Below are 26,413 nucleotides of genomic sequence, written 5' to 3'. Positions count from 1 at the left end.
CATAAGTGACAGTGAAGGGAGGTGAATACGATAGAAATCGCAGCCTTAACCCATTTAAAGACACTCAGTGTTAAAAATAATGAATCTTCTGATGTGGATCAGACGCTTTTCTCTAAAAAAATGGAAAAATTTTCTACCCAGAAAGGCACTCAGGACTCTAAGGATTTAAAAGGTGAATCGTCCCAGACACCGCTTGAATCTGAAGAAATCGAGGATCTTACAGAAGAGGAAGAAGTAGATTTTACACTCATTCATCCTTTCGTCAGACTTCATCAAGGTCTGGAAGAGCTGCCTGTCGAATTAGGTATCACTGCCCTACATAATCAAACCATTGAAGAAAGTGATACTCAAGAGGTACTGAATACTCCCAAAGTAATCAGTACGATTTCACAGTCAGATTTAACTGGTTCACAGATTAATGAAGATCCTTCTGTCTTAAATAAAGAAGTGGATATCTTAATAGAAGAAGGTACTGGTGAAAACATTCAATATGTAGAGACAGAAAATATATCGCTGAACGGCACTCAAAGACTTGAAGAATCTGCAAAGGATGCTTTTAATGACGCATCTAAGCCAGCTCATTCAGATAATAAGCAAGTAGATGATAATAATGAATTAACATCAATTGACTCTATATCTTCTAAAACTAGTTCAGTCGAGTATGAACAGACAGCGGCACGGAAAAATCCGTCTGACTTTGATAGCAATCTAGAAGGTGCACGAGAACAGAAAAATGATTCATTAGAAAGAATGACGGTGCAGTCAGAAAACTCCACAGAAGATATGGAAGGCCAAGAAAAAGATTTGATTTTTGAACCAACTATAAATTCTTCTGTAAAAGAGTCTGACACTCAGAATAGTTCAATCGATATGAAGTCTTTAGAACAGAACCTTTCTCAAATAGCATCTACAGATAAACAGATAGTCAAGGACAGCCCGAAAGTCGAGGCACAGCCATCAACACCAGTAACTCAGGAACAGAGTCTTGAGGTGATAAGTGAGATGCTGATGACTGTCAGTACAGAAAAAAGTGGAGAAAAGATTTATAACTCTACTTTAACTCTTACTCCAGAAACTTTAGGAGAAGTAAAAATTGAACTGATTTATACCAAAGATGGGATAAGTGGCCAGCTTGTTTTCAGCTCTGAAGAATCAAAAGAGTGGATGGAGAAGCAATGGAATCAGTTGAAACTGCCGCTGGAAACGAAGGGTATCTTTATGAATCAGTTTGAGTTTTCAGTTGTGGAACCATCTGCCGTTTTCAATCAGAATGCAGACACATTTGCACAATCCGGTCAGCAGTTTAATCAGCAGTCACAGCAGCAGTCATCAAGTGCTTCACAAACGTCATACGATAGTCGACTTGTAAAAGAAAGTAATGAAGAAAAAGATAATGGAACTGACTCAGAAACTGAGAGAACAGGACTAAATTTATATGCATAAGAAAAGGAGCAGATCATGACTATTCCATCAAATATGATGATCGGATCTTTAAAGTCGATCCAGCCAGAAGCAGAGACACGTCAGAATTCTGATCTTGATATGGAGCAGTTTTTATATATCATAGCAAATGCCATGAGTATGCCTTCATTTGACGGACAGGGAAGCGGCGGCGGTTCTGAGACAGATTATATTGGACAAATGGTCCAGTTCGGTATGCTGAACGCTGTTAATGATTTGAACGACACCATGCAGACGAGTATGCTGATGAACCAGCAGCAGCAGGCACTAAGCCTGGTCGGAAAACAGGTAACCATAGCCGGCAAAGAAGACCAGCTTGTAAAAGGAGCTGTAGAAAAAGTCAGATTCGATGAAGGCTACGCCACTTTAATGGTAAACGGAAAGTTATATCAGATGAACGATGTCATCGAGGTGAGCCAGTAAGATGGTACAGCCCATACAAGGAAATCACCCGATTAAACCTGTCAACAATCATAAAGACATATCTGATCGCAGAATAGATCCTGCTTTCCAGTCATTTATGAAAGAAGCTATCAGAGAAAGCAGTACCCTCACTGAAGGTGTGACCTTTTCGAATCATGCTCAGAAGCGTCTCGATCAGCACGGCTTCAAACTGAACCAGAATGATTTACATTTACTGGAAGAGGCTGTTGAAACGCTTGAGGCAAAAGGGTCCAGGCAGTCACTGATTCTCTACGATGATCTGGCTCTCATTGCCAGCATCAAGAATAAAACAGTTATAACTGCATTAAAAGCAAACGAAATGAATGATGTCACTAATATAGACAGCGCAATACAGATAAACAAAAATAGATAAACGTAAAAGCCGGACTGAAAAGACGCTTTTTTCTGATGACCGACCGATTCAGAAACGTTTAAAAATGGAGGAAATCACATGTTAAATTCAATGTTCTCAGGTATTACAGGAATGAAAGGCCAGCAAACTAAAATGGACGTTATAGCTAACAATATCGCTAATGTGAATACAACGGGATTTAAATCCCAGCGTGTCCGTTTTCAGGATATGATTTCTCAGACTAATGCCAATGCGCAAGGCCCGAACAATAACGGCCGAGGCGGAATAAATGCTCAGCAGGTGGGACTCGGAACACAAGTTGCAGCGACTGACATGATGATGCAAGGTGGTTCACTTCAGTTTACCGGACGTGCACTTGACTTCGGTATTCAAAACGGGGACAATTCATTTTTTGTTGTCAGCCAGGATGGTGGTCAAAGTGGACTGATGCAGTACACGCGTGACGGCGGATTCTATACTGATAATGAAGGAAATCTTACGACATCAAACGGTTTCCGTCTGATGGGATATACAGCAGCTAATGGAGAATTAGTACCTGCTGATTCTTACAACCAGGATACTAGTCTTCAAGGCGGACTGACAGCACTATCTATCCCTCAGGTCAGAGACGGCTTAACTTTACAGGGCTTCAGTATTGACAGTACCGGGACTATTCTTGGAACGTACAGCGATGGGAATGCATATGTCATTGGACGAATCGCCCTTTCAAACTTCTCCAACCCGGATGGCCTTGTAAAAGCAGGAGAGAATATCTATAACCAATCTGCTAACTCAGGTGTTCCTCAGTTTGGTGGACCTTCTGATGACGGATTCGGTGTCGTTCGTTCTGGATTTTTGGAAATGTCAAACGTCGATCTGGCAACAGAGTTTACAGAAATGATTGTTGCGAGTCGTGCTTTCCAGGCCAACAGCCGAAGCATTACTACGTCAGATGAGATGCTGCAGGAACTGATCAACCTGAAACGTTAATTGATAAGCCGGGACGGATAACCGATTAATGGCTTACCGTCCTGACTACTTAATCAGACTGAAAAGAGGCTTAATATGATTGCGTTAAGAACAGTTTCAGGAAAAGAATTTTACCTGAACAATGATTGTATATTAAAAATAGAACGGGATTTTGATACGCTGATTACTCTTGTGGATCATAAAACACTTAGAGTATTGGATACACCTGAAGAAATTGCCGAAAAAGTAATAGTATTTAAACAAAAAATTTATCAGTCATCGATGGGAGTGTAAGAAGTGAAACGAAATTTATTACCCGTTATTGGGTTAGTAGTAGGTCTCGGATTAATATTTGCCTCAATGGCAGCTGACGGTTCCTTGCTTCGATACTTTGATGGACCTTCTTTAATTATAACGTTTGTTGGGTCTTTATCAGCCATCATGATCAGTTTTCCATTAAGCACATTAAAAAAAGTTCCTGCATTATTGAAAATGCTCATGTTTGCACCGGATGAAAATCGCTGGGGATTGATTGAAACGCTAACTCATTTAGCTAAAAAGAGTCGCACAGAAGGCATACTGGCTCTTGAAAATGAGATTAAAGATCTTGATAATCCTGTTTTGATCCATGGACTGGAAATGGTTGTAGATGGAACAGATATCGATACGATTGAAGAAATTTTAAACGTAGAATTGGAACAAACTGAAGATCGACACTCTGTTGGCCAGCAAGTATTCATTAAATGGGGAGAGTATGCTCCTGCTTTTGGTATGATTGGAACTTTGATCGGACTGATTGCCATGCTTGGAGACCTGCAGGATCCTGCTTTGATTGGTTCAGGAATGGCTACTGCCTTACTAACTACTTTTTATGGGAGTCTTCTGGCTAATATTGTCTTTCTGCCGATTGCAAAAAATCTGGAAATTCAGACGGCCAATGAAATGAAAACGAATGAAATGATTGTTGAAGGGGTTTTGGCTCTTCAAAGAGGAGACAACCCTAGAGTAATTGAACAGAAACTTCAGAGCTTTTTGTCTCAGACTGACAAGAAAAGAAAAAAAGAAGAGCAAAAATCTGTAGAAGTAGCTCAAGAATTTTAAGATTTTGATATGTATTAAGGTTAGGAGAAAAAGATGGCTAGGAAACGAACTAAAGTTAAAAAAGAAGAAGCAGCAGCGGGTTCCCCTGCATGGATGACAACCTTTTCTGACTTAATGTCTTTGCTTTTAACATTCTTTATTTTACTGTTTTCAATGTCTATGGTAAATGAAGAACGCTTTAGAGAAGCAGCAGAATCGCTGCGTATAGCTATTGCTGGAAGCAGCAGTGATTCAATTCTGGATAACAGCGGAGAGACCGTTGGAGATCTGGATTTTGAAGAGTATGGCGACCTCAATGAATATGAGGGTATGGATCCGGAAGAAGTTTCAGCAGAAGAAACACCTATAGACCCGAACTATGTTCCTGAACAAGTTCTTGAATTATATGACACCGTTAATCTTTTTCTCGAAGAAGAAGGACTTGAAGCTGATGTCACCTTATCAAGAGATCAGGAAGGTGTCTATATAGATATCCAGGAAGCCATCATGTTTGACTCTGGCTTGGCCGACCTGAAAGATAATGGGCAGGAAACGTTGAGTCGTCTGTCAGGACTGTTCGAGCTCTTTGACAATGAAGTTATTATCGAAGGGTACACAGATGATGTTCCAACGGGTGGAGGAAGATTCGAAACGAACTGGGAACTGTCCGTAGCCAGGTCAGTGACCGTATTAAGATATTTGTACGAAAATCATGACATTGAACCAACTCGCTTGTCTGCCCGTGGGTACGGGGAATACAGGCCGATCGTACCGAATGATTCGGCAGCGAACCGGGCGCTTAATCGTCGGGTTAACATTGTAATTGTTCATGATGACAGAGAGGAAGTTCCAAGTGGCACAGAATAGTGAACAGTCGAAAAAGAAAAAAGTAAGAAACTTAGTGATAGGGATCGTAGCTGGGGTGATTGTCCTTGTAGCTGGTATGGGAATAGGAATCACAGTCTTTGGTGAACCAGGAGAGGAATCACTGATGAGCCGCTTCAGGTCGTTAAATGAAGCACAGGCGACCGAGATTGCCATCCCACTGGATGAATTTATAGTAAATGTTAAAGGGGAAACAGCTCGAAGTCAGCCGATCGTCAGAATGGAGATCACTGTCACGAGTATGGATGATGACGCATCAGAAATAATCGCTACCGATATCGCAAAAGTAAGAGATGCTGTGATTCACGTTGTATCAAGTCAGTCAGTTTCTACCATTATGGAAGAAAAAGATGGCGAGTTCATCATCAAAGATCAGATCAAAGACAGAATCAATCAGTCTTTTGATAATGAACTGATAGAAGACGTCTATGTGACGAATATACTGATTCAAAAATAAGAGAGATGAGATGAGGAAATGGATATAATGGATATTTTCCAGATGATTACAGCTTTGGTTGTGATTGTGTTTTTAGCTAATTTCTTGCTGAAGAAACTAAACGGCATCCAGCAGCCATCGAGCCAAGTCATAAAAATAATCGAGCGGGTACAGGTTTCCAAATCTTCTTCTCTCTGCATTGTTCAAGTCGAGTCGGAATACATGCTGATGAGCATTTCCGAAACTTCTAATGAGGTCATCAAGACATTTACTAATGAAGAAAAGGAAGCGATCCAGCAGCGTCTGGCTAAGAAGCATCATAGTCATGAAGCAGGACAGCTGACGAGTCAAGTCGCTTCATTATCAAGTAAGAGGTTGGCCACGCTCACTACATATATTAAGAAGTGGAAGAAACAGTACACAGAGTTTCAGAAGAAAGGAACACACAAGACATGACAGAAAATCTGGTAGACGCTTTGACGCTGACTAACGACACGTCTGAAGTCGTCAACTTATATCTTCTGCTTTTTCTGATCGCACTGATCCCTTCCTTTCTGGTACTGACTACAAGCTTTACACGAACAATAATTGTGCTGTCATTTACAAGAAATGCTTTAGGAACACAGCAGAGTCCACCAAACCAGGTGCTGATCGGTCTGGCTCTCTTTCTGTCAGTATTCGTCATGCGTCCAGTGTATCAGGAAGTGAACGAGCAGGCCTTGCAGCCAATGCTGGCAGGGGAGATTACAAGAGAAGAACCGCTGGATATTGCAGAGGAACCGATCAAGACGTTCATGCTCGACCAGACACGGATAACTGATCTGGAACTCTTCGTTCAGCTGAGCGGAGATGATTTCCCTGAAGATCCGGAAGATCTATCGTTATTCACGGTCATTCCGGCTTTTGCAATCAGTGAACTACGGACAGCATTTACCATTGGCTTTCTAATTTTCATTCCGTTTCTCGTCATCGATATCGTTGTGGCAAGTATTTTGATGTCCATGGGGATGTTCATGCTTTCTCCAGTGATGATTTCTCTGCCATTCAAGCTTCTGCTGTTCGTTATGGTTGATGGGTGGTATCTGGTGGTCGAGTCACTTATTGGAAGTTTTTATTAAATTAAAGTTCTCGTAAATTCATTACAAATGTGATCGGTTGTACCAATCTGAGATGTAACAATGAAAGGATATACATATGTCAACACAAAATGTTTTAGATGTCCTCCAGGATGCATTCCTGGTTCTCATCAGAGTAGGTGGACCGGTACTCATCACTGCACTGGTAATCGGACTGGTCATCAGTATTATACAGGCAACGACTCAGATTCAGGAACAGACATTAAGTTTTGTACCTAAACTTTTCGCTATCTTACTGACACTTGTCCTTCTCGGAAATTTCATGCTGAATACACTAGTGGCTTTCACGGATCGACTCTTCTCGATCATCGCAGGATTGTGATGGCATGACAGGAGAAGTACAGCAATTTCTACTGATCATGATCAGATTGACCGTATTCATCTCGATCAGCCCAGGATTTTCACACTCGTCCTTTCCGACTGTCAGTAAAGTGGCACTGTCGACTGGATTAGCGCTACCTGTGATAGGTGCTGTTCCAGCGTTTACAGCTGAACTGACCATGGGAAATTTTTTACTGCTGGGAATAAGAGAACTGCTTATTGGTATGGCACTTGGATATATTACGCTGCTGTTTTTTACGGCAGTTGAGATTGCCGGAACCCTCGTTGATTTTCAGGTCGGTTTCTCTATGGGAGCAATGTATGATCCATCTCTGGGAGTCAACGCATCCTATTATGGACGGATTTATTATTGGATTTCAATCATGATTTTTTTCATAGCAAATATTCATCACCAAGTCATTACAACACTGGTTGAATCGTTTACCTGGGCGCCAATTAGTACGGATCAAGTCATGCTTTCACATATTGGTATGGAAGGCATTGTGCGTCTGTTCGGCCATCTGTTTGCCGCAGCCATTTCACTTGCTATCCCACTTATAATCGTCGCTTTGCTTTCTGAGTTAACCCTTGCTCTGATATCCAGAACAGTTCCTCAGATCAACGTACTGATACTGGGGATGCCGATGAAAACACTGGCGAGTCTGGTATTCATGTTCTTCTTTGTACCACTACTCATGAGAAACATAGGGGCCCTGTTTCCAGACATGATCAGATATATGAACGAATGGCTGTATTCTCTTCAGTAAAGGAGGCGATGACTGATGGCGGCAGATAAAGATGGAAAAACAGAAAAACCCACCCCAAAGAAACTCCGTGAAGCGAGGAAGAAGGGACAGGTGCCGAAAAGTCAGGATTTGTCATCGGCCATATCATTCGGGCTTTTTGCGTTAGGCTTTACTGCTCTGGCCATGTATGTCCTTCAACGAGCCTATGTCTATCTGCAGCAATCCCTTCGTTTCGGGAATGATCCGGCACGGGTGGTTCATGAACTGCCTGCAATGGGAATGAATGCCATCATCTGGTTCATCGTTCTAGCTGCACCGTTTCTAGGCATCGCCTTTTGCACTGGAGTTGTTGGAAATATGGTTCAAGTAGGTTTTCTCTTTACGAAAGAACCCTTAAAACCTAGTTTTAGCAAAATCAATCCAATCAGTGGCTTCAAGAATATCTTTGGTAAAAAGGCACTGTTCGGACTGGTGAAGAACTTGATGAAACTGTTTATTGTCGTAGGGTTTACAGTCTATACACTTTATCAGTCAGCCGTTGTCATCTTGAATGCAGGTAGAGTAGGCACCTTTGCCATCTTTCCTCTAATGATCGAGCTGGTCAGTCAGCTGGCCTTTCGTCTAGCCGTTTTCATGGCTATCCTGGGCATACTCGACTATGTTTACCAGAGGTACGACCATAAAAAGAACTTGATGATGTCCATGCAGGAAATCAAGGACGAGTACAAGGAGATGGAAGGGGACCCTCAGATTAAATCTCAGCGTAAAGCGCGCTACAGAGATATGCTAGCTGGAAATATAAAAGACGTCGCTGAATCAACTGTTCTAATCACCAACCCGACTCACTTTGCTATTGCCGTCCGATATGACCAGACTAAAGATCAGGTCCCAGTCGTCTTAGTCAAGGGTCAGGACCATATGGCACTCAAGATGAGAGAACTCGCCAGGCAGGAAAACGTACCGATTATTGAAAACAAACCGCTCGCAAGAGCTTTATATAAACAAGTTGAACCAATGGATCCAATACCTACTGACATGTATGAAGCAATCGCAGAAATTCTTGCACTGATCTTCCAGGCAGAAGCTAGCAGAAAACACAAGATATAAAAAAGGATGAGTACTTATGAACAACCCGATGGCAGCTAAACGTAAAGCGGCACTAGCCAACACTTTAAATATAATCATTGCTTTTGTCGTCGTCTCTATTATCGGGATCATTATCATCCCAATGCCCACATTTATACTAGATTTCCTTTTAGTTGTGAACATATCATTAGGCATAACGATTCTCGTACTAACTCTGTTTACGCACTCTGTACTGGACTTTCTGAGTTTCCCGACCCTGCTCCTGATTACGACAATGGTTCGGTTGGGTCTGAATGTAAGTTCGACCCGACTGATTCTTAGTCAGGGAGATGCCGGACAAGTGATTGATACGTTCGGTAGCTTTGTAGCAGGTAATAACTACATTGTAGGGGCTGTCCTGTTTGTGATCATCGTCGTTGTTCAGATCATGGTTGTTACAAACGGAGCCAGTCGAGTCGCGGAAGTATCAGCCCGTTTCACACTTGATGCCATGCCCGGCAAACAGATGGCAATCGATGCGGACCTGAACAGTGGTCTAATTACTGAAGAACAGGCAAAACTCAGACGTTCAAACCTTGAAAAAGAAGCCAACTTTTATGGTGCCATGGACGGTGCCAGTAAGTTCGTCAAAGGGGATGCCATTGCCGGAATCATTATCACACTGATCAACTTGATTGGTGGGATTGCCATTCATTCTCTTCAAGGGGACTATACGATAGGGGAAGCACTGGTTCACTTTGGTCAGCTGACTATCGGGGATGGTCTAGTCAGTCAGATCCCTTCGCTTCTGATATCAGTCGCTTCCGGTATCCTGGTTACCCGAACAGCTAATGAAAAAGCCTTCGGAGATACGATCGGTGGGGAGTTGTTCCATACACCTCAGGTCATGTATATCGTTGGTACTCTGATGGTCGTATTTGCCATGGCACCTGGCTTTCCGTTCTTCCCATTCATTCTATTAGCTACTGGCTTGTTCGTCGCAGGTTATCTTGTCAGTGAAAGTCAGAAAGCCACTGAACAGGATCTTGCAGCTCAAAACCTTCAGGCAGCAGCGAGTCGTGAGGCAGAACCCGTCGAGGAATCAGCTTCTCAGTTTCAGGTCGACCGTATTGCCGTTGAGATTGGCTATGGTCTGATTCCGCTGGCAAATGAAGATCAGGAATCCAGCATGACCGACCAGATCGCGGCCATTCGTAAGCAGCTTTCCTATGAACTGGGAATACTTCTGAATCCCATCCGTATAAGAGACAACCTGCAGTTGGCGCAGCATGATTATGTTATTAAGATAAAAGGAAATGAAGTTGCCCAAGGGACCCTTTATCCCGATATGTTTTTGGTCGTTGAACCAGGAGGGATGGAAGAGGAAATCGACGGGATCGACGCAAAAGAACCTGCTTTTGGATTGGATGCGCTCTGGGTAACAGAGAAAAACAAGGAAATTGCAGAACTTCATGATTATACTGTGGTTGACCCGTTAACCGTTCTAGTTACACATGTCAAAGAAGTGATGAAGCAGAATGCGGATGAACTGTTAGGCCGCCAGGAAGTCAAGGAACTGCTCGAAGGGCTGAAAGAGCATTACAGCGTTGTTATCGATGAACTGATTCCTGATATCCTGCAGCTGGGCGACGTTCAGAAAGTCCTTCAGCGCCTGCTTCGTGAAGGTGTGACTATTACGGATCTTGTCACGATTCTGGAGACACTGGCCGATTACGGCAACACGACAAAAGAACATGAAACACTGACAGAATATGTCAGACAGGCACTTAAACGGACCATTGTCAAAGAACACATGGATGATCAGAACACATTGAATGTTCTGGCTGTTCACCCTGAAGTCGAGGAACGTCTGGGGTCAAGCATTCAGAAGTCGACGCAAGGATCGATACCTGTGCTGCAGCCTCAGGAAGTCAATCAATTGTTTGACAGCATCAATCAGCAGAGTGCCATGCTGACGGCTCAAGGGATTCCTTTTGTCCTGCTGACTTCACCGAAAATCAGACCAGCGATGCGAAACCTGCTGTCGTTCAATTTTCCGGACCTGACTGTCCTGTCATTAAATGAGATACCTAATGAATGTGCGATCGAGAGCACTGGAATGGTAAGCATGAATTAGAATGGAGGGAGAACATGGAAGAGCAGCTGAGAAACGACACGGTCATGCAGTATATGCCGCTTGTACATAAAGTGGTTCACGGACTGAAAATCAATAACAAAGAATACGAACATGAAGACCTGGTCAATATCGGAGTGATTGGCTTGATGAAAGCCATAGAGAAGTATGATGATGCCTTAAATGTCCCTTTTATCAATTATGCCTACATGCGAATTAAAGGTGCTATCATCGATGAGATAAGAAAGACATCCAGGGTATCCCGCAATAAAATCAAGGCAGTCAATGAGTATTATGATGCCATCAATTCACTGCAGCAGACCTTGCTTAGAACACCGACAGAAAAAGAAATTTGTCAGCAGATGGGTATCACTGATACTGACCTGAAGAAGATTTATGAAACGGTTCACCAGCTGTCGGATGTCTCCCTTGATGATATTCTATTCGAGGATTCGTCCAGTGAAACGAACATTATGGAAGTCATGAAGGATGAATCGGCAGTTCAAGCGGAAGAAAAACTGATTAAAAAAGAGCAGCTTTCCTTCATGAAAGAAGCCATTCTGACTCTTTCTGAAAGAGAACAGCAGATTCTTCAGCTCATTTACTTTGAAGAACTGAGCATGAAAGAAGTCGGCTACATTTATGATATTTCAACACCGCGGGTTTCCCAGATCCACGGAAAAGCTCTCCTTAAACTAAGAGAAGTGATGAGAAAGGACTATGCACATGATTAGAGGTCTAGATACTGTGTCAGGGAGCTTCAATGTCCTGACCCAGAAACAGAAAAATCTGGCGACAAATGCAGCGAATACGATGACGCCAGGCTACAAGTCCCAGCAGCTGATGACCAGTACCACTGAACAGACAGATGTACATAATTACACTAGAGGGCCTGAATCGAATAGACGCAGAGATGTCGGATCAATTGTCTTCGGCAACCAGCTGGACGAAGCCGTACGAAACTTTTCATCAGGCGGTCTGCAGCTGACGGATCACAAAACTGATCTGGCTGTCAACGGCGACGCCTTTTTCACCGTGCAAAATGATGCAGGTGAACTCCTTTATACAAAAAACGGGAACTTTTCCGTGAATGCCGACGGACAGCTGATCACCCAGGAAGGATACCTCGTCATGGGAATCGAGCAGAACGGCGGCATGTCTCCGATCATGGTGGGAACTGATTTCGAAGAAGCATTCACAGTAAGCAATAATGGCTTTGTCTATACCAATGACCGTAACGTGCCACAGTTCCTGTACATGACCCAGTTTGATGATCCAACCGGCCTGACAAGTGCTGGTGGGACTTTGTTCCAAGGTGACGGCGGAGCACCTGCAGGAAATGGCTTCACGATCGAACAGGGCTACGTGGAATCATCAAATGTCAATATGGTCGATGTGATGAGTGATATGCTACAGATCTCGAGAGAATTTGAAGCCAACCAGAAAGTCCTGCAGTCTGCCGATGAAACACTAAGACGGGCGACTCAGGAAGTCGGACGGACATAATCTGATAAAGGGAGGTAGGAGAGCTAGTGAATATACCATATAGTATTTCTAAAAGTGCCCTGCAGGCGCAGCAGCATAGAATGAACCATGTTGCCCATAATATTTCAAATGTCAATACAACTGGATTCAAGAAAAAGTATGTTCAGTTCAGTGAGCTCATGCATAATGCGGTGACTGAACAGGATGTAAGGTTATCTGAAAATGCCGATCCTCTTTCACTGAATACTGGAGTGCGCATTGCCGGAACGAAAGACAGTTACACCCAGGGTGGGCTGGCTCATACAGGAGACACCTATCATCTAGCTATTGGAGGAAACGGGTTCTTCGGGATCCGTAATGCTGACAACGAACGGCTGCTGACACGAGATGGGGCTTTTCATTTAAATAACACAAACCAGCTCGTTAATGACAGAGGGGACTTGCTGGAAGTTAACTTGACTGTACCGGCTGACCAGTGGGCAGGAGGAACAGTCAGCATCGACAAAAATGGCGACATACTCAGCCTAGTCAACGGACAGTCGACAGTAGTCGGTTCGATTCCACTATTTCTTCCCGCTAACTCAAGTGATATCGAACCGGCAGGAACCAACACGTACCGAGTGGCAGAAGGCGCTGACCTGCTGATATCAAATGCGGATCAGGGAGGCGTAGGTACGATCATGAGCGGGTACCTGGAAGAATCCACTGTAGACCTGGCTCAGAGTATGATGGAAATGATCATGTCTCAGCGTGCCTATTCCCTTAATTCAAAAGTGATGCAGAGCACAGACGAAATATACTCACTGATCAATCAGTTCACTTAATTAAACTAAGAAAAACTTTTCCGAGTTAGAGGAGGACACCCTGATGATCCGATTAATGAATGTATCCAAGCATTATAATAAGACCCAGACTCAGGCACTGAAAAATGTCTCCATTGATATCGATCAGGGGGAATTCGTCTATCTGATCGGTAAAAGTGGCTCAGGCAAATCGACTTTACTCAAGCATCTGTATGGTCAGGTGAAACCTACGAACGGTCATGTGGTGTTTGACTCTTATATTGTCAGCCGATTGAAGTCGAATGAACTGTATCGCCTCAGACGAGAGGTCGGTGTTGTATTTCAGGAGTACAACCTTCTGGACTATAAAACGGTCTATGAAAATGTAGCCTATGTGCTGGAAGTGACCGGAGTTGAGGAAAATCAGATAGAAGAGCGTGTGATGGAAGCCTTGACTACGGTAGGTCTTAAGCACAAGGAGCTCGACCTGCCTGAACATTGTTCCGGTGGAGAACAGCAGCGGATCGCTATCGCTAGAGCCATTGTACATAAGCCGAAACTGCTGATAGCCGATGAACCGACAGGCAGTCTGGATCCGAGGACCAGCCTCAAGATGCTTCAGCTTCTCCACAAGATAAATAGATCTGGTACAACAGTTGTCATGTCTACTCATGATTACAGCTTTGTCGAGCATATGCCTGCTCGAGTGATCCGGCTTGAAAACGGAATCGTCAAGAGTGACCGGTCTAAAAATCATACCCTGCTGATATTGAATAATACAATGGGTGAATTTTACGTCGTTTAACAGAAATAATTGCACGCGCAAGCATGTCCAGGATCGAGCCTGACTGCTTCCGCGTGCTTTTTGCATTTAGAAGAAACACTGGAGCGTGTTTCTACATTTTATAAGTGCTGTTGAAGATGAATGCCTCATAAGTCCAATATATGAGCCATTCACAACTCATAATTACTGATGAATGCCTTATAAAACCTATATATGAGGCATTAAAGACGTAACTGCATGCTCCAATCCGTTATAAACCACTAATATGAGGCATTCATCACTAAGATCCTCGTAGCCGAGCGACTCGACCACTAACAGAACCCAGCACACAAGGGAGAGAACCTGTAAATGCATCCATTCATCGCAGTAAAAAGGATCCCCGTTCGGAGAATCCTTTAATAGACATATTTATAGAGTATGTGCGGCAGGTTTTCTTCTGAAGAATGAACGTTGCTTAGGTTCGTCGTTCAATGTAACTTCTTCTATCTGATCCTGTTTACTCAATTGAAGACTTTCGATAAGCGGGTTCAGTTTTTCGACTTCACCAGCCAGAGAACGAGCCAGTTCTGTTGTGTCTTTTATGAGCTGCAGTTGTCTATCTGATTGTTTGTCAGTAGATTCAGTAATGGCTGCCGTTTCTTCAGCAATTTCCTGCATAAGATCGAGCGCCTGCAGAATTTGTCTGGAGTTCTCTGAAATGACCTTCGATGTAGAAGCAGTTCTATTGATATCAGAGTCAAGGGTCTTTACAGCTTCCAGAATATACTTGAACTTCAATTCTGTTTTAGAGACACTATCGAGACTGTCTGCCATTTTAACCTGTCCGTCACTGACTGAATCTCTTGCCAGAGTACTGTCTGACTGAATTGTGCTGACGATGTCTGAGACTTTACTTACTGCTTCATCAGTTTGAGTAGATAGTTTTCTGACTTCCTCAGCAACCACCGCAAAACCTTTACCTGCCGCACCAGCCTGAGCAGCTTCAATTGCAGCATTTAATGCTAGCAGATTCGTTTTTTCGGAAATTTCAGAGATAACGGTAATGATGCTGCTGATTTCACTGGATCTCGAGTCAAGAGAGGAGACAATCACGTTGACCTGTTCAAAAGCCTCTGCCAGGCGATGCATATCTTCAGTCGTCTGTTCAACAAGGCCAAACCCTTCAGTAGATTCAGTTGTCATAACTTTAGAAGAGGATACTATATTTTTTGAATTGGCTTCGATTTCTTTTATCGAACTGGAAAATGAATCTAGTATGCCATGGCTACTTATAGTCTGATTAACTTGTTTTTCGGAACCGGAGCGAATACTCAATAGAGAAGACTTGACTTCTTCACTACTCAACTGAGTATCATTTGCGTTTGCTGATAGCTGACGAGCTGTTCGGTCGACTTGAGAACTAGTATCTGTCAGCTGGCTGATGATAGACTGGATTGTTTCTTCGCTGTTTTTGTTAATAGCTTCCAGAGTCTTAACTTGCTGCTGATTTGATGCTATCTGCCAGATAACGGCACCAGCAGTCAATAACAAAAATACAGCATGGATAAGGACCATGACAAAGGAATAATTTCCTGGCCCATAGACGAAGAAAGTTGCTGGGAAAAAGAAATAGCCGAACAGATGCTGAAATGCGAATATACCAGTCATCAAGAAAACTAATGGAATCGAGTTATAATAGGCCATAGTGGCTACTACCATGAAGATTCCAAAATGATATTCAACAGCTCCAAATCCTCCCATAATCATGCTGATAACAGACAAGGTGAGCGTGAGAGTCACTGTCACCGGTAATATTAGGGAATTAGATTTAAAGTAATATAGATAAATTGATATGAGTAGAAGGAGCAGAGGAATAGTGAAAAAGAGACCATTTACCATGCCGTAATATGTCGGAACGTCTATTCCAATAGATTCATGACCGGCACCTCCATGCGCGTGAGTATCAATTGTAGACTGTCTGTGTAAAACATGCACGAGCACATTCAAGCCGAATGTAATACTCGCTAACCCAACCATTAACTTATTTTTATTCATTCCATCATCCCTCGTATTAGATTTAAAAGTAACCGCTGATTACAAATGTTATTATCGGATTATATTAAAGGTTTTTAAGCAAATCTGTAAAAAATATAAATAAAGACGTGTATACTGATACATAACATAAGCTATTTATAAGTGAATGGAAGTTTAAAGGAGAATGAACGATGATTGAAAAATGGAACCTTAATCTGGAAGAAACGAAGATTTGGTTAACTTTAGGCGGGAGTGTGTTGTTTTCTTTTCTTCTTGCAATCTTAGTGATTTCCTTGGATACGAGACTAATTACATTGAATGAGTATTTTCCAGAGTGGACCTTAACAAGTGTCGATCTGGCAAGGGAGATTCTCAGTCTGTTGGCAGGTTCTCTATTCTCAGTTGCAACCTTTACTTTTGTGACTATGCTGACGATTGTCACGCTTTACACATCCAATTTCAGCCCCGTGCTACCGAGAATTTTCTACTTAACCGAGTATCAATGCAGACGCTAGGTGTCTTTTTAGGCGGGTTCATCTATTGTCTGTCTTCTCTCTTTTTCATGAGAAGTTCAGAAGATGAGTTTTTAGTTGTATCAGCTACCGTAGCCTTAATCTATGCATTTGGTGCAGTAATTATGTTTACGCGTTTTGTATACTCCAGTTCGCAATATGTACAGCTTGAAAAACTGATCCACAATTTATACAGTGAAGCAGAAACAGTATACGAGAACTATATCGAACGCTTAGAGGATTACCGGACAGTAAAGCATCTGCCTGAAGTAGAGTATATGTACACTTACATGATTAAAGCCAATCAAAGCGCCTATATTGAACACATTCATTTCGACTCATTGAAGTTAATAGCTGATGAAATAGAATCCTTAGCTGAAGTGAAAATTAGAGTAGGGGAATTTGTATCTGAAGGAGAACCCGTCGTGGAGATCAGGTCAAATAAGAATATCAAAGATATATTTCAGCTGACCGACAATGTGAATCAAAGCTTTAGTTATGAGGAACAGAAGTCTGCAATGTACGACCCGGACTATGGCCGTACGAAACTTACAGAAGTTGCTTTAAGAGCTGTTTCGCCAGGTATCAATGATCCTAATACAGCGATACATATCCTGCACTACAAATCCCTTCTGGAAAAACGCTTAGCAGCGTTGCCAGGAAAATATGTCATAATGTGGGAATCAGATGAGTCCCTGGAAGATAAAGATGAGTCACCTGAGTCATATGTAGGTAAAGTTTTTTATAGGTATAATGATTTTTCTGAGGACCTTTATAGAGGGTACTGGCAGCTTGTGTTCTACATGCAGAAAGATATTTCCGGTGTTCATGCACTTTTTGAAGCAGTAAAAACGATTGTCTATTCTGCTCATCCGGATAATCTAGGATTCATTAAGGAGTACAATGACTATCTTTATAATATGACTTCAAAAAACTTTAATGAATCATTCGATTTAATGATCATAGAAAAAGATTATGTGCGGATAAAAACCATCATAGCAAAAAAAGAAAATGAGACTAAAGAAAATAATAGTAAAGAGGCGGTCTGACCGTCTCTTTTTCTATGCAAACTATCAGACATTATGGTCTTAACTTTTCGAAAAACTATCCGATAATAACTACTAGGAAGACTATAGAAGGAGTGTAATTAAATGAAGACAGCTGCTGTACCGGCTCCAAAAAAGTTATTTAATGAATCAGAATCAAACCTTAATATGAAAGAGTCGTTCAATGTAAAAGCAAACAAATTGATGACTTATATTATGATCGGAATGGTACTTAGTGCTTATCCTATTGTGTATTTATTTTCAGTAATGGACTGGATCGAGCAGGACAATTTCCTTGCTTTTCTAAGTTATACTGCAGTAATTCTGGTACTGATGTTCCTGTCATTAAAAGTATTCGGACAGAAATCCTATGGAAAATTTATTACTATCGGCCTGATGTATGCATTGCCTATAGCAATTAGTTCAACCTTATATACAAGAACAGCCTGGACCGTTCTGTTTCTGTACCTGATATTGTCCATGCTTTACTTGGATAAGAAAGTTCTTTATCTTTCAGGAGGCCTGGGCGCACTCAATCTGGGCTTGATCGTTTCTCTTGATTATACAATGATCAGTGACCCTGTAGAATTCAGCATCATGGCGGTGCTGTACCTGTTTGCAGTAGTAGGGGGTTATCTGGTAGTCGCAGGAGGAGAAAGACTTATTGCTCAGATATCTCAGGATATTCACGAAATAACGCTTCAATTTAAAGAACTTGAGTCTGTTATCAAAAGTAAAATTTTAGTTTAGAGGAAAAAATATATATAGTACATCAGTATGATTAATTTTTAAATTATCTAGAAATTTAATGATTAAAGTATGATAAACTATACCTAGTTATACAATATACGTATTAAACTGCATAATTATCGAGCTGCTGAGCTGCTGAGCTGGTTATGTAAAAGGAGCACAGAATCGTATGACAATCATCTCTGGATGGGCCACTGAAATTATGAAAGGACAAGTGAATAACTCGCTTTATGTCGAGTATTTATTTGTGTTAGTTGCGTTGGGCATCTTGTTTATTGCAACTAAAAACTTTTTCAAGGCACCATACATATATTCAATCGTAAGTGATCCGCTTAAGTTTCCAGAGGATCAGAATGAAAAAGTTATAGCTTTTGGCTGGATTCAGAAACTGAAAAACAAGCTGTTTTCTTCAAGAGGAAAGAAAACTGAGTGGATACAAGAAATAGAGAAGAAAAAACATGAGTTGAATCAAGTCAAATACTTCGACATGCTTACAAAGCTTCCAAACAGAGTGAAACTAATGAAAGATTTCCAGGAACGCTTGTCTTTACATGCGACGAGAGATGCTGACGTGGAAGTAGCCATATTTATGCTGGATATTGATCGATTCAGAATCATCAATGAGCTTCATGGGCGACAGGCAGGAGATTTGGTCTTGATAAAAATTACTGAGCGCCTTCGAACTCTTTTAGGTCAGCGAGCGGTAATTGCCAGAGAAAGTGAAGATGAAATTTATATTCTCATAGAAGATGTAACTGAGAAACAGACGATCAGCCTGGCTAGAGACATCATCGACTTGTTTACTAAGCCGTTCAAGGTCAACGGATCGACATTTTATGTTACTGCCAGTGTTGGAATCAGTCGATATCCTGAAACAGCTCAGGATATGGAAGCTCTGATGCAGCAGGCGGAGATCGCCATGTATAAGGTCAAGAGAACTGGTAAAAATAATTACCATCTGTTCATGACAGATGATGCTGCAGCTATTGAACGTAAGCGACGAATTGAATTCGGGCTGAAAGAGGCACTGCTTCATAATGAACTGTACCTTGTCTATCAGCCGAAAGTAAGAATGAATGATGAAAAAATCATCGGTGTGGAGGCTCTACTTAGATGGGATCATCCTATTTTAGGCACTGTTTCACCAGCAGAATTCATTCCTATTGCTGAAGAGTCGGGCATGATCAACGAAATTGGCTACTGGGTCATTTATGAAGCCGTCAGACAGGCCAAAGAATGGCAGAAAGAGGATATGCATTTACATATTGCCGTCAATGTATCCGCCATGCAGTTTGAAGACACCTATTTTGTTACTCGAATAAAGAATGTTCTGGAATTATATGAAGTAGATGCGAAAAACTTCATTGTTGAAATCACTGAAAGTGTCATGCAGGATGTTGAACACGCGAACCGTGTCATTAAGGATCTTCATCACATTGGCGTCAACGTTGCGATAGACGATTTTGGAACAGGGTATTCATCACTAAGTGTTCTCAATAATGTATTTATCGACATTGTTAAAATCGACAAATCATTTATTGATCATGTTGTTTCCAAGGAAAACACTGCTTCATTAGTCAAAACAATGATACAAATGGGTAAGAGTTTGGATTTCAAGATTATTGCTGAAGGTATTGAAAACATAGAACAATCGAACTTTCTTAAAGAGAATGCTTGTGAATATGGTCAAGGTTACTTTTTTAGTAAACCTGTGTCACCAGCTGAGGTCACTAGACTAACTAAACTTAAATTACAAAACTGAACAGTTTAAAGATGCTCAATAAAAGAAGTCTCATGATGTTAATATACGTCTGACTAATTTTGTTGAGTGTTTTTTATTAATATTTGTTATAATTGAACAAAATAGCACAAAAGTTTTCATCTATCTTAACAATTAATATAAGGTTAACTAGAAAATGTACAAGTTGTTTTTAATGTTTCAATTCATATTAAGCCTTTACATCCTAACAGATATTTTGAATTAAGAATAATTGACGGACTTAATATTTATAGATAAACTAGCTTTAATGAAAAAATTCTAAAAATAATTTAATGTTGGAGGAAACAGCATGGTATCAGTAAAGAAAAAAGGGGGCATATGGCTCTCGTTCTTCATCCTTTCTCCTTTGATTTTTTATCTGGCTTTACCGACGTTTTCTCTGGAACAGGTATGGTCTGTAGACTATATGTTTTTTGTTATGCTTTGTCTGTTAGTCTCCTTTTATCCAATACATACTGAAAAATCAATTTTATTTCTAACAAATGGAGTCTCAGTAGCCGTATTTATTATTTATGGATTATTTGCAGAAATTGTTGTAACCACCCTGGCTTTACTTGCATTAATGCTGCGTTCTAATATAAAAAGCGATGAACATTACCGGTATCCCCTTAACCTGCTCATGTTTCAGCTTCTATCATTAGTGTCGGCATTTGCTTATTACACTGTTTTACCTATGGTATCAGATGGCGGGATGTCTAGTTTCAGTTTAACGTAATTCCGAAAGAAGTCTTCCACTTCTAAGCGTATGGGTGCGAAGCACCAGTGAAAGTGGGAGATGAATTTCGGTCAAGCGATAGCTTGAAGTGGTTAATGTCATTCTCATTTGGTATACTTTATATATAGACGATAACCAAGTCTATATAGGCGACAACCAAGCCTACTGAGTATTCCTTGGCGTTAGCCAAGTAAAAGAAAACCTATGAGGCAGGGACTGCCTTTTGAGCCTACCCATATCCGATTCCTCTGTCTGCATGAAACCTGTGCAGACAAGAATGGAGTTCGTAGGAAGCCCCCACTTCAAAATCCGGAGGATTTAAGTGGTGGGTAGTTCACCACGGCCATCCCAATCGTGTTTATGTTCTGTTAAGTCTGGATGAAAATATAAAGAAAAAATTAGGAGGATGATAAAATGAGAAACAAAATCAGACAGATGATGAAAAAAGAAGACGGATTTACACTAGTTGAACTGCTGGCGGTTATAGTTATATTGGCTATTATTCTAGCTATTGCAATTCCAGCAATTGGTGGAGTTATTAGCAGAGCAAATACAGATGCAGAAACAGCTGAAAATGCACTAATCGAAGACGCTGCGCGACTATACTTCACTCAAAACGATGGAGCAACAGAAGTTAGCGTAGGTACCCTCGTAGAAGAAAACTACCTCGATCCTAGAGATGGAAATCTATCTAGTGATAATACTCGAATGGTAGACAGAACCGATACTGGAGGAGCAGAACTCCGGACATCGAATTAACGATTAATTATAAAAGAAAGACCCCCACTCGGGGTCTTTCTTACTACATAGGAGTAAAAAATGGACATATTTTTCATAGTAGTTAGCTTTCTATATGGACTGATCTTCGGCTCATTTTTTAACGTGGTGGGTCTACGGGTTCCCACAAAGTCCCTTTTCAGTGAAAAAAGGTCATACTGTGATACGTGCCAGCGGACGCTGAGCTGGAAAGAGCTGATCCCGATTTTCTCATATCTTATTCAAAAGGGGAAGTGTCGAGGTTGCCGTGAACACATCTCTCTAATCTATCCACTGATGGAACTGGCGACCGGCATGTTATTTGCGATAAATTACTTTTTCTTCGGATTCACTAACCGAATGGTTCTGGGCCTCCTACTGATCAGTCTAATTATTCCGACAACTGTATCGGACATTGAATATAAACGGATACCAAACAGACTTCTTATTTTTTTCAGTCCGCTGTTTCTGATGTATCGTCTGTTCTTTCCGCTTAACCCTTTTTACATGTCAGGCATCGGAGCAGCCGTCGCCTTCATCCTCGTCCTGATAATTATCTTAGTCTCTAAAGGTGGCATGGGTGTGGGTGATCTGAAGTACTTTACTTTATTCGGTTTTGTTTTTGGATTATATCATTTTCTGTTATTATTCTTCCTATCTACTTTGTTCGGCAGTATAGGGGGGCTCATTACAATGAAAATCAAACGCCTCGGCAGCAAGTCTCGTATCGCTTTCGGGCCATATATCGGGCTGGCGGCACTAACTGTCTTCTTTATTGGAGAACCGTTGATCGGCTGGTATATTTCATTGTTTTGAACAGTATCTACTGAAATTGATAGATTGACATGAAGAACTTCTGGAGGAATCATTATGTTATTTAAAGCCAAACCACATCTGTTCATGCAGTTTCTTGAACGCAGTATCAAGTATCTGGTGATGGAGAGTCAGAGAAAAACACTCATTGAAAAAGACGAACTTGTTTTTGATACAGCTATTGTTCAGGAAGGCAGACTGACTAATGTGCCGCTTCTTCAGGCCCGGATCGATGCCCTCATCAAAGAAAAGAAATGGAAAAATGCGAAGGTGTCCATCGTTCTCCCAGACGATTTTGTCACGATTCGTGAGGAAGACATTCCAGCTCAGCTTGCTTCAAATGAGATCAAAGATTACTTGAATCTACATATCAACCAGTCGATTCGTCTGCCTTTTGATCACCCGAAAGTGGATTATGAAGTCATCAGAAGGAATGAAACGACTCAGACGCTTTTTCTTGCCGCTTATCCTGGAGATCAGGTTCGTCATTATCTGGACCTTCTGGAAGGAGTGTCTTTGAAACCGGAAGTGGCAGATATTTCGTCTCTTTGTGTCTACCGAATTCTAGACCAGCAGACTCAGATTAAAGCCAAAGAAGAGGATCATGTCATGGTTCTGCAGTGGAATCCAGTGGATACCTCGATCACAGTCTTCAATAAAGGAATCCCACAATTCAACAGGCATACGCGATCTCAGAGACTCATGGAATCATGGAACCTGACGAGAGAAGGTAAGTGGGAATGGAAAAGCACGGATGAAGAACTGACAGATAATCTGGAGGACCAGCTGAATGGTCTGGAGCGGTTTATGGATTTTTACCGCTATTCCGTTATGGATGGAAAAGACAGCGTTTCAGCTATCGTGCTGAGCGGTTATTTCCCGGATCTTGACCGTTTGAAACGCCTGCTAGATGAACGTTTCACTGTCAAAATAAGCTTGGTCGATCTTCCTTCCCAATTTGTACAGGCTGACTCTGTCCTGTACGGTTTGTCGTTAAAAGAGCCTAAGTCGGGGCAATCCCTGTTCGGGGCCTCAAAGGAGAGCCTAGGAACTAAACATAAAAAGGTAGGAAGAGGATTCAGGAAAGTAGAGAATCTGACTGTTGAGGACGAAGGGGAAGTGGCCAAATGATCGAGATTAATTTTTTTGAGAAGAAAGCTAGAAATGTGCTTCCTCATCTGATGGTTGTTTTCTTTTTTGCCGGAGTTATACTAATAGGAATCTATTTCTATCTGATGCGCGGGCTCTACATTCGACAAAATCAGCACAGTATGCAACTTCTCCAGCAGCGTTCCGAGGAAGTGTCAGTGGCCCGGGAAATGTCTAGAGTAGACCGGGCAATCACGATGAATGAGCAGGCTATTACAGTGCTGGAGGACAATCAGTATCCTCTAGTCTATCTGACTGAGGACATCTCCAGTGTGATTCCTGACAGCGAAGAAACGGTTGTGACATTCACTTTAACCGAAACGAATGAGCTGATGGTACAGCTGGACCAGTCATTAGTAGAAGAAAGTGCAGAATTAATAGCCGATCTTGAAGAGCTTCCCTATGTCACCCGAGTGCACATGACTCGTCTCGAAAATCAGGGGGAGGATGCCGGTCATCTGATCGAACTGACACTGGACATCGATGAGCAGATTCTGAAAGAAGAGGGGGAAGTGCAATGATCATCAAATGGACTAGAGAATCCCTTCTGGTGATGCTGACCCTTATCATGATTCTGATTGCTCTGTTCTATTATGGAAACAGATATTTTATTGAACCGGTAAGGGCTGATGCGGAAAACTCCGCAGCTATCGTCAGTGAGCAGGAATCGCTCCTGGATGCTTTCCCGCCTTCTGAACAGGATCTTAATGAGCTGGAAGAGGCTTATGCTGACTCATCGCGCTTCATTCCTGAAGGAGAAACGATCAACGAAGTCATTGTCCTGATCCAGTCTGCGGCAGAGTCAAATGACGTCAAACTGCGTCAGATCTCACGCCTGAACGACGAGCAGCCTGTTGAAGGACCCAATGACCGGTATGTTCATTCAGTTTATCAGATTGAATTCGAAAGCTCAGAAGCCTCTAATATTAGAGGCATGCTGGCCACCATGAATCAGCAGGACCGACTCTTAAACAGCTATCAGCTCTCCTATCAGAGAGAAAGCGAAGACGTGCTGAGCGGGAGTGTTCTAATTGACGTGTATTATCATACAGATGCTGGACAGTAAGCCGAGAAACAGTTTGAACCCTTAGCTGGTTTGAACTGTTTTTTGATATAGTAAATCAACCCTTAGATATGATAAGATAATAAAAAGAGACAGGAAAGAAGGGATGTCAGGATGTCGTACTCAAAAGAAATGATCGATGCACTTCAGAACGAAGAACTCGAAAAGGCAGAACTCTTGCTGGATCGGGCAATTGCAGACGATTCGGATGAAGATTTGTTTGCACTAGTTGAAACCTTATTCGATCTGGGGTTTTTAAATGAAACGAAGCAGGTTGTTCAGCATCTGCTGACAGCACATCCCGATGAAGAGGGGCTGAAACTGACCTTGGCTGAGATAGCGATCGAAGAAGGCAATGAACTGGAAGCCTTTGAGTGGATCGAAAAAGTAGATAAGGACAGTCCATATTATGTCCAGGCGCTTCTGGTTTCAGCGGACTACTATCAAGTGCTGGACCTACCGGAAGTAGCGAGACAGAAGCTTGAAGAAGCAAGAACTTTGCTGCCTGAAGAACCGGTAATCGAATTCGCACTGGGAGAACTGCTTTTTGCCAGTGGGAAGTATAAAGAGGCCATTACTCATTACGAAAAACTGATCGTCACAAACCATATTGAATTCGCCGGGACCAGTCTCAATGGACGGCTGGGAAATGCTTATGCGGCGATAGGAGACCTTGATTCTGCTATAGATTACTTGAAAGAAGCTGTTGATTTGCAGGAGACGAGCGATCATCTTTTCCAGCTTGGTCTCGTGTATTTTCAGAAAAAGGACTACGATACGGCAAACAGCCATTTCTTCAAAGTTAAGGAACTGGACCCTAGCTACACGTCCGTCTACAGTTATCTGGCCAAAGGATTTCTTGAACTTGCTGATGAAAAACGTGCGCTGGAACAAGTGGAAGAAGGGCTCTTTTACGACCGGCAGAATGCTTCCTTGTATGCGATGGGCGCAGAAGCAGCCAAGATTCTTGGAGATTCGGACAAGGCACGTCAGTTTTATCAGGAAGCAATTGCGCTTGACCCTGATAATATCACAATGATTCTGGAGTATGTGCAAGTCCTTTTCGGGGAGCAGGCCTTTGAAGAAGCACTTGCCGTGTTTGAACCGGTCCTTGCGAGTGGAGAAGAAGACCCGCAGCTGTTCTGGTATGCGGCTATTGCTTATAATGAAGAAGAAGCCTTTGAAGAAGCAAGAGATTACTATGATAAAGCTGCTGTGTATCTGAGTGACAATGCTGACTTCCTGAAAGATTATGCCGTATTCCTTCGTGAAGATGGAGATAGAGCCGGCTTTATTAATACGGCCAGACGTTACCTTGAACTGAAACCGGATGATTTGGAAGTGCGTGAGTGGATTAAGTATGAAGACACGCTTTAATTTTGGTATACTATAAGTGACTCAAGTTTCGCACCCCTAAGAACGACGTTCTATCCTTTTACCGTAAAGATCAGTTAGAATATTGAACTTAAAAGTACAGAAAAAGACACCTCTCTTTGGTAAAATGTAGTTACCAACAAACATTCCAAAGGAGAGATGTCTTATGGCTAATATTTTACCAAAAAAATCAGAAAAAAACGAGTTCTATTCGAGCATTGATCGATTTCTTAAAGAATTTAAAATAGGCACCTTGTTACACCAATCAAATATAAAAAAAGAAGATGGTATCAGTACGAATGCTATCGTTACTTTTTTATTCACAGTCGCTTTCCATGGCGGAAAAAGTGTGAATCAGTTGT

28 protein-coding genes and 2 pseudogenes are annotated in these 26,413 nt (G+C 41.8%); 29 read left to right on the top strand and 1 reads right to left on the bottom strand.

What is annotated here, in order from left to right:
• Positions 1-21: 21 nt before the first annotated feature.
• The 18 genes from ACYQ2O_RS00475 to ftsE all read left to right on the top strand — a co-directional run bounded on the left by ACYQ2O_RS00475 (position 22) and on the right by ftsE (position 14,101).
• Positions 22-1,443, top strand: a complete 1,422-nt coding sequence (locus ACYQ2O_RS00475) for a flagellar hook-length control protein FliK (protein WP_346024814.1) — start codon at positions 22-24, stop codon at positions 1,441-1,443.
• 15 nt (positions 1,444-1,458) lie between these two features.
• Positions 1,459-1,884, top strand: coding sequence for a hypothetical protein (locus tag ACYQ2O_RS00470; protein ID WP_091480955.1), 426 nt, complete (start codon positions 1,459-1,461; stop codon positions 1,882-1,884).
• A gap of 1 nt (position 1,885) precedes the next feature.
• Positions 1,886-2,278, top strand: a complete 393-nt coding sequence (locus ACYQ2O_RS00465; RefSeq protein WP_346024813.1) for a TIGR02530 family flagellar biosynthesis protein — start codon at positions 1,886-1,888, stop codon at positions 2,276-2,278.
• Positions 2,279-2,356: 78 nt separating this feature from the next.
• The gene (locus ACYQ2O_RS00460) at positions 2,357-3,247 is read left to right on the top strand and encodes a flagellar hook-basal body complex protein (protein WP_346024812.1); all 891 of its coding nucleotides are present in this window, start codon (positions 2,357-2,359) and stop codon (positions 3,245-3,247) included.
• Between the two features lie 75 nt (positions 3,248-3,322).
• Complete coding sequence (locus tag ACYQ2O_RS00455) at positions 3,323-3,520, top strand: flagellar FlbD family protein (RefSeq protein WP_346024811.1); 198 nt, start codon at positions 3,323-3,325, stop codon at positions 3,518-3,520.
• Positions 3,521-3,523: 3 nt separating this feature from the next.
• Complete coding sequence (locus ACYQ2O_RS00450) at positions 3,524-4,327, top strand: motility protein A (RefSeq protein ID WP_346024810.1); 804 nt, start codon at positions 3,524-3,526, stop codon at positions 4,325-4,327.
• A 33-nt stretch (positions 4,328-4,360) separates the two neighbouring features.
• A complete protein-coding gene (locus ACYQ2O_RS00445; RefSeq protein ID WP_346024809.1) occupies positions 4,361-5,173 on the top strand; it encodes a flagellar motor protein MotB in 813 nt (270 codons plus the stop codon).
• The gene (locus ACYQ2O_RS00440) at positions 5,160-5,648 is read left to right on the top strand and encodes a flagellar basal body-associated FliL family protein (protein WP_459795803.1); all 489 of its coding nucleotides are present in this window, start codon (positions 5,160-5,162) and stop codon (positions 5,646-5,648) included. The genes ACYQ2O_RS00445 and ACYQ2O_RS00440 overlap by 14 nt, the downstream gene beginning before the upstream one ends.
• An 18-nt stretch (positions 5,649-5,666) precedes the next feature.
• A complete protein-coding gene (locus ACYQ2O_RS00435; protein ID WP_459795801.1) occupies positions 5,667-6,083 on the top strand; it encodes a flagellar biosynthetic protein FliO in 417 nt (138 codons plus the stop codon).
• Entirely contained in the window at positions 6,080-6,745 is a 666-nt protein-coding gene (gene fliP / locus ACYQ2O_RS00430) for a flagellar type III secretion system pore protein FliP (protein ID WP_459795799.1), read from the top strand. The genes ACYQ2O_RS00435 and fliP overlap by 4 nt, the downstream gene beginning before the upstream one ends.
• 76 nt (positions 6,746-6,821) lie before the next feature.
• Positions 6,822-7,085, top strand: a complete 264-nt coding sequence (fliQ, locus tag ACYQ2O_RS00425) for a flagellar biosynthesis protein FliQ (RefSeq protein ID WP_346024805.1) — start codon at positions 6,822-6,824, stop codon at positions 7,083-7,085.
• A gap of 4 nt (positions 7,086-7,089) precedes the next feature.
• Positions 7,090-7,851, top strand: coding sequence for a flagellar biosynthetic protein FliR (locus ACYQ2O_RS00420; protein WP_459795797.1), 762 nt, complete (start codon positions 7,090-7,092; stop codon positions 7,849-7,851).
• A gap of 15 nt (positions 7,852-7,866) precedes the next feature.
• A complete protein-coding gene (gene flhB / locus ACYQ2O_RS00415) occupies positions 7,867-8,937 on the top strand; it encodes a flagellar biosynthesis protein FlhB (protein WP_459795796.1) in 1,071 nt (356 codons plus the stop codon).
• 16 nt (positions 8,938-8,953) lie between these two features.
• The gene (gene flhA, locus ACYQ2O_RS00410; RefSeq protein WP_459795795.1) at positions 8,954-11,032 is read left to right on the top strand and encodes a flagellar biosynthesis protein FlhA; all 2,079 of its coding nucleotides are present in this window, start codon (positions 8,954-8,956) and stop codon (positions 11,030-11,032) included.
• 14 nt (positions 11,033-11,046) lie between these two features.
• Entirely contained in the window at positions 11,047-11,763 is a 717-nt protein-coding gene (locus ACYQ2O_RS00405; RefSeq protein ID WP_459795793.1) for a sigma-70 family RNA polymerase sigma factor, read from the top strand.
• The gene (locus ACYQ2O_RS00400; RefSeq protein WP_346024800.1) at positions 11,756-12,535 is read left to right on the top strand and encodes a flagellar hook-basal body protein; all 780 of its coding nucleotides are present in this window, start codon (positions 11,756-11,758) and stop codon (positions 12,533-12,535) included. The genes ACYQ2O_RS00405 and ACYQ2O_RS00400 overlap by 8 nt, the downstream gene beginning before the upstream one ends.
• 26 nt (positions 12,536-12,561) lie before the next feature.
• Entirely contained in the window at positions 12,562-13,338 is a 777-nt protein-coding gene (locus tag ACYQ2O_RS00395) for a flagellar hook-basal body protein (protein WP_459795792.1), read from the top strand.
• A 43-nt stretch (positions 13,339-13,381) separates the two neighbouring features.
• Positions 13,382-14,101, top strand: coding sequence for a cell division ATP-binding protein FtsE (gene ftsE, locus ACYQ2O_RS00390; RefSeq protein WP_346024798.1), 720 nt, complete (start codon positions 13,382-13,384; stop codon positions 14,099-14,101).
• Positions 14,102-14,488: 387 nt separating this feature from the next.
• Here ftsE and ACYQ2O_RS00385 read toward each other — a convergent pair whose 3' ends face one another.
• Entirely contained in the window at positions 14,489-16,114 is a 1,626-nt protein-coding gene (locus tag ACYQ2O_RS00385; protein WP_346024797.1) for a methyl-accepting chemotaxis protein, read from the bottom strand.
• Between the two features lie 170 nt (positions 16,115-16,284).
• Here ACYQ2O_RS00385 and ACYQ2O_RS00380 point away from each other — a divergent pair.
• The 11 genes and pseudogenes from ACYQ2O_RS00380 to ACYQ2O_RS00330 form a co-directional block, all read left to right on the top strand.
• Positions 16,285-17,654, top strand: a pseudogene (locus ACYQ2O_RS00380) (DUF2254 domain-containing protein).
• Positions 17,655-17,756: 102 nt separating this feature from the next.
• Entirely contained in the window at positions 17,757-18,401 is a 645-nt protein-coding gene (locus ACYQ2O_RS00375) for a hypothetical protein (protein ID WP_346024794.1), read from the top strand.
• Positions 18,402-18,570: 169 nt separating this feature from the next.
• Positions 18,571-20,163, top strand: a complete 1,593-nt coding sequence (locus ACYQ2O_RS00370) for a putative bifunctional diguanylate cyclase/phosphodiesterase (protein WP_346024793.1) — start codon at positions 18,571-18,573, stop codon at positions 20,161-20,163.
• A gap of 307 nt (positions 20,164-20,470) precedes the next feature.
• Complete coding sequence (locus ACYQ2O_RS00365; RefSeq protein ID WP_346024792.1) at positions 20,471-20,896, top strand: hypothetical protein; 426 nt, start codon at positions 20,471-20,473, stop codon at positions 20,894-20,896.
• A 414-nt stretch (positions 20,897-21,310) separates the two neighbouring features.
• Positions 21,311-21,655 carry a prepilin-type N-terminal cleavage/methylation domain-containing protein gene (locus ACYQ2O_RS00360; RefSeq protein ID WP_459795790.1) on the top strand — a complete coding sequence of 115 codons (345 nt, stop codon included), beginning with the start codon at positions 21,311-21,313 and terminating at the stop codon, positions 21,653-21,655.
• 60 nt (positions 21,656-21,715) lie between these two features.
• Positions 21,716-22,468, top strand: a complete 753-nt coding sequence (locus ACYQ2O_RS00355) for a prepilin peptidase (protein ID WP_459795789.1) — start codon at positions 21,716-21,718, stop codon at positions 22,466-22,468.
• Positions 22,469-22,522: 54 nt separating this feature from the next.
• A complete protein-coding gene (pilM, locus tag ACYQ2O_RS00350; RefSeq protein WP_459795788.1) occupies positions 22,523-23,596 on the top strand; it encodes a type IV pilus biogenesis protein PilM in 1,074 nt (357 codons plus the stop codon).
• Entirely contained in the window at positions 23,593-24,135 is a 543-nt protein-coding gene (locus tag ACYQ2O_RS00345; RefSeq protein ID WP_459795787.1) for a hypothetical protein, read from the top strand. The genes pilM and ACYQ2O_RS00345 overlap by 4 nt, the downstream gene beginning before the upstream one ends.
• A complete protein-coding gene (locus ACYQ2O_RS00340) occupies positions 24,132-24,680 on the top strand; it encodes a hypothetical protein (RefSeq protein WP_459795786.1) in 549 nt (182 codons plus the stop codon). Before ACYQ2O_RS00345 ends, ACYQ2O_RS00340 begins: the two co-directional genes overlap by 4 nt.
• A gap of 111 nt (positions 24,681-24,791) precedes the next feature.
• Complete coding sequence (locus tag ACYQ2O_RS00335; protein ID WP_459795785.1) at positions 24,792-26,054, top strand: tetratricopeptide repeat protein; 1,263 nt, start codon at positions 24,792-24,794, stop codon at positions 26,052-26,054.
• A gap of 163 nt (positions 26,055-26,217) precedes the next feature.
• Positions 26,218-26,413 (top strand): annotated as a pseudogene (locus ACYQ2O_RS00330) (hypothetical protein); the annotation flags it as partial.

This window comes from Alkalibacterium sp. m-11 (genome assembly GCF_054658155.1).
The sequence above is the reverse complement of the archived record's forward strand: the minus strand, read 5'-3'. Positions and strand labels throughout refer to the sequence as shown.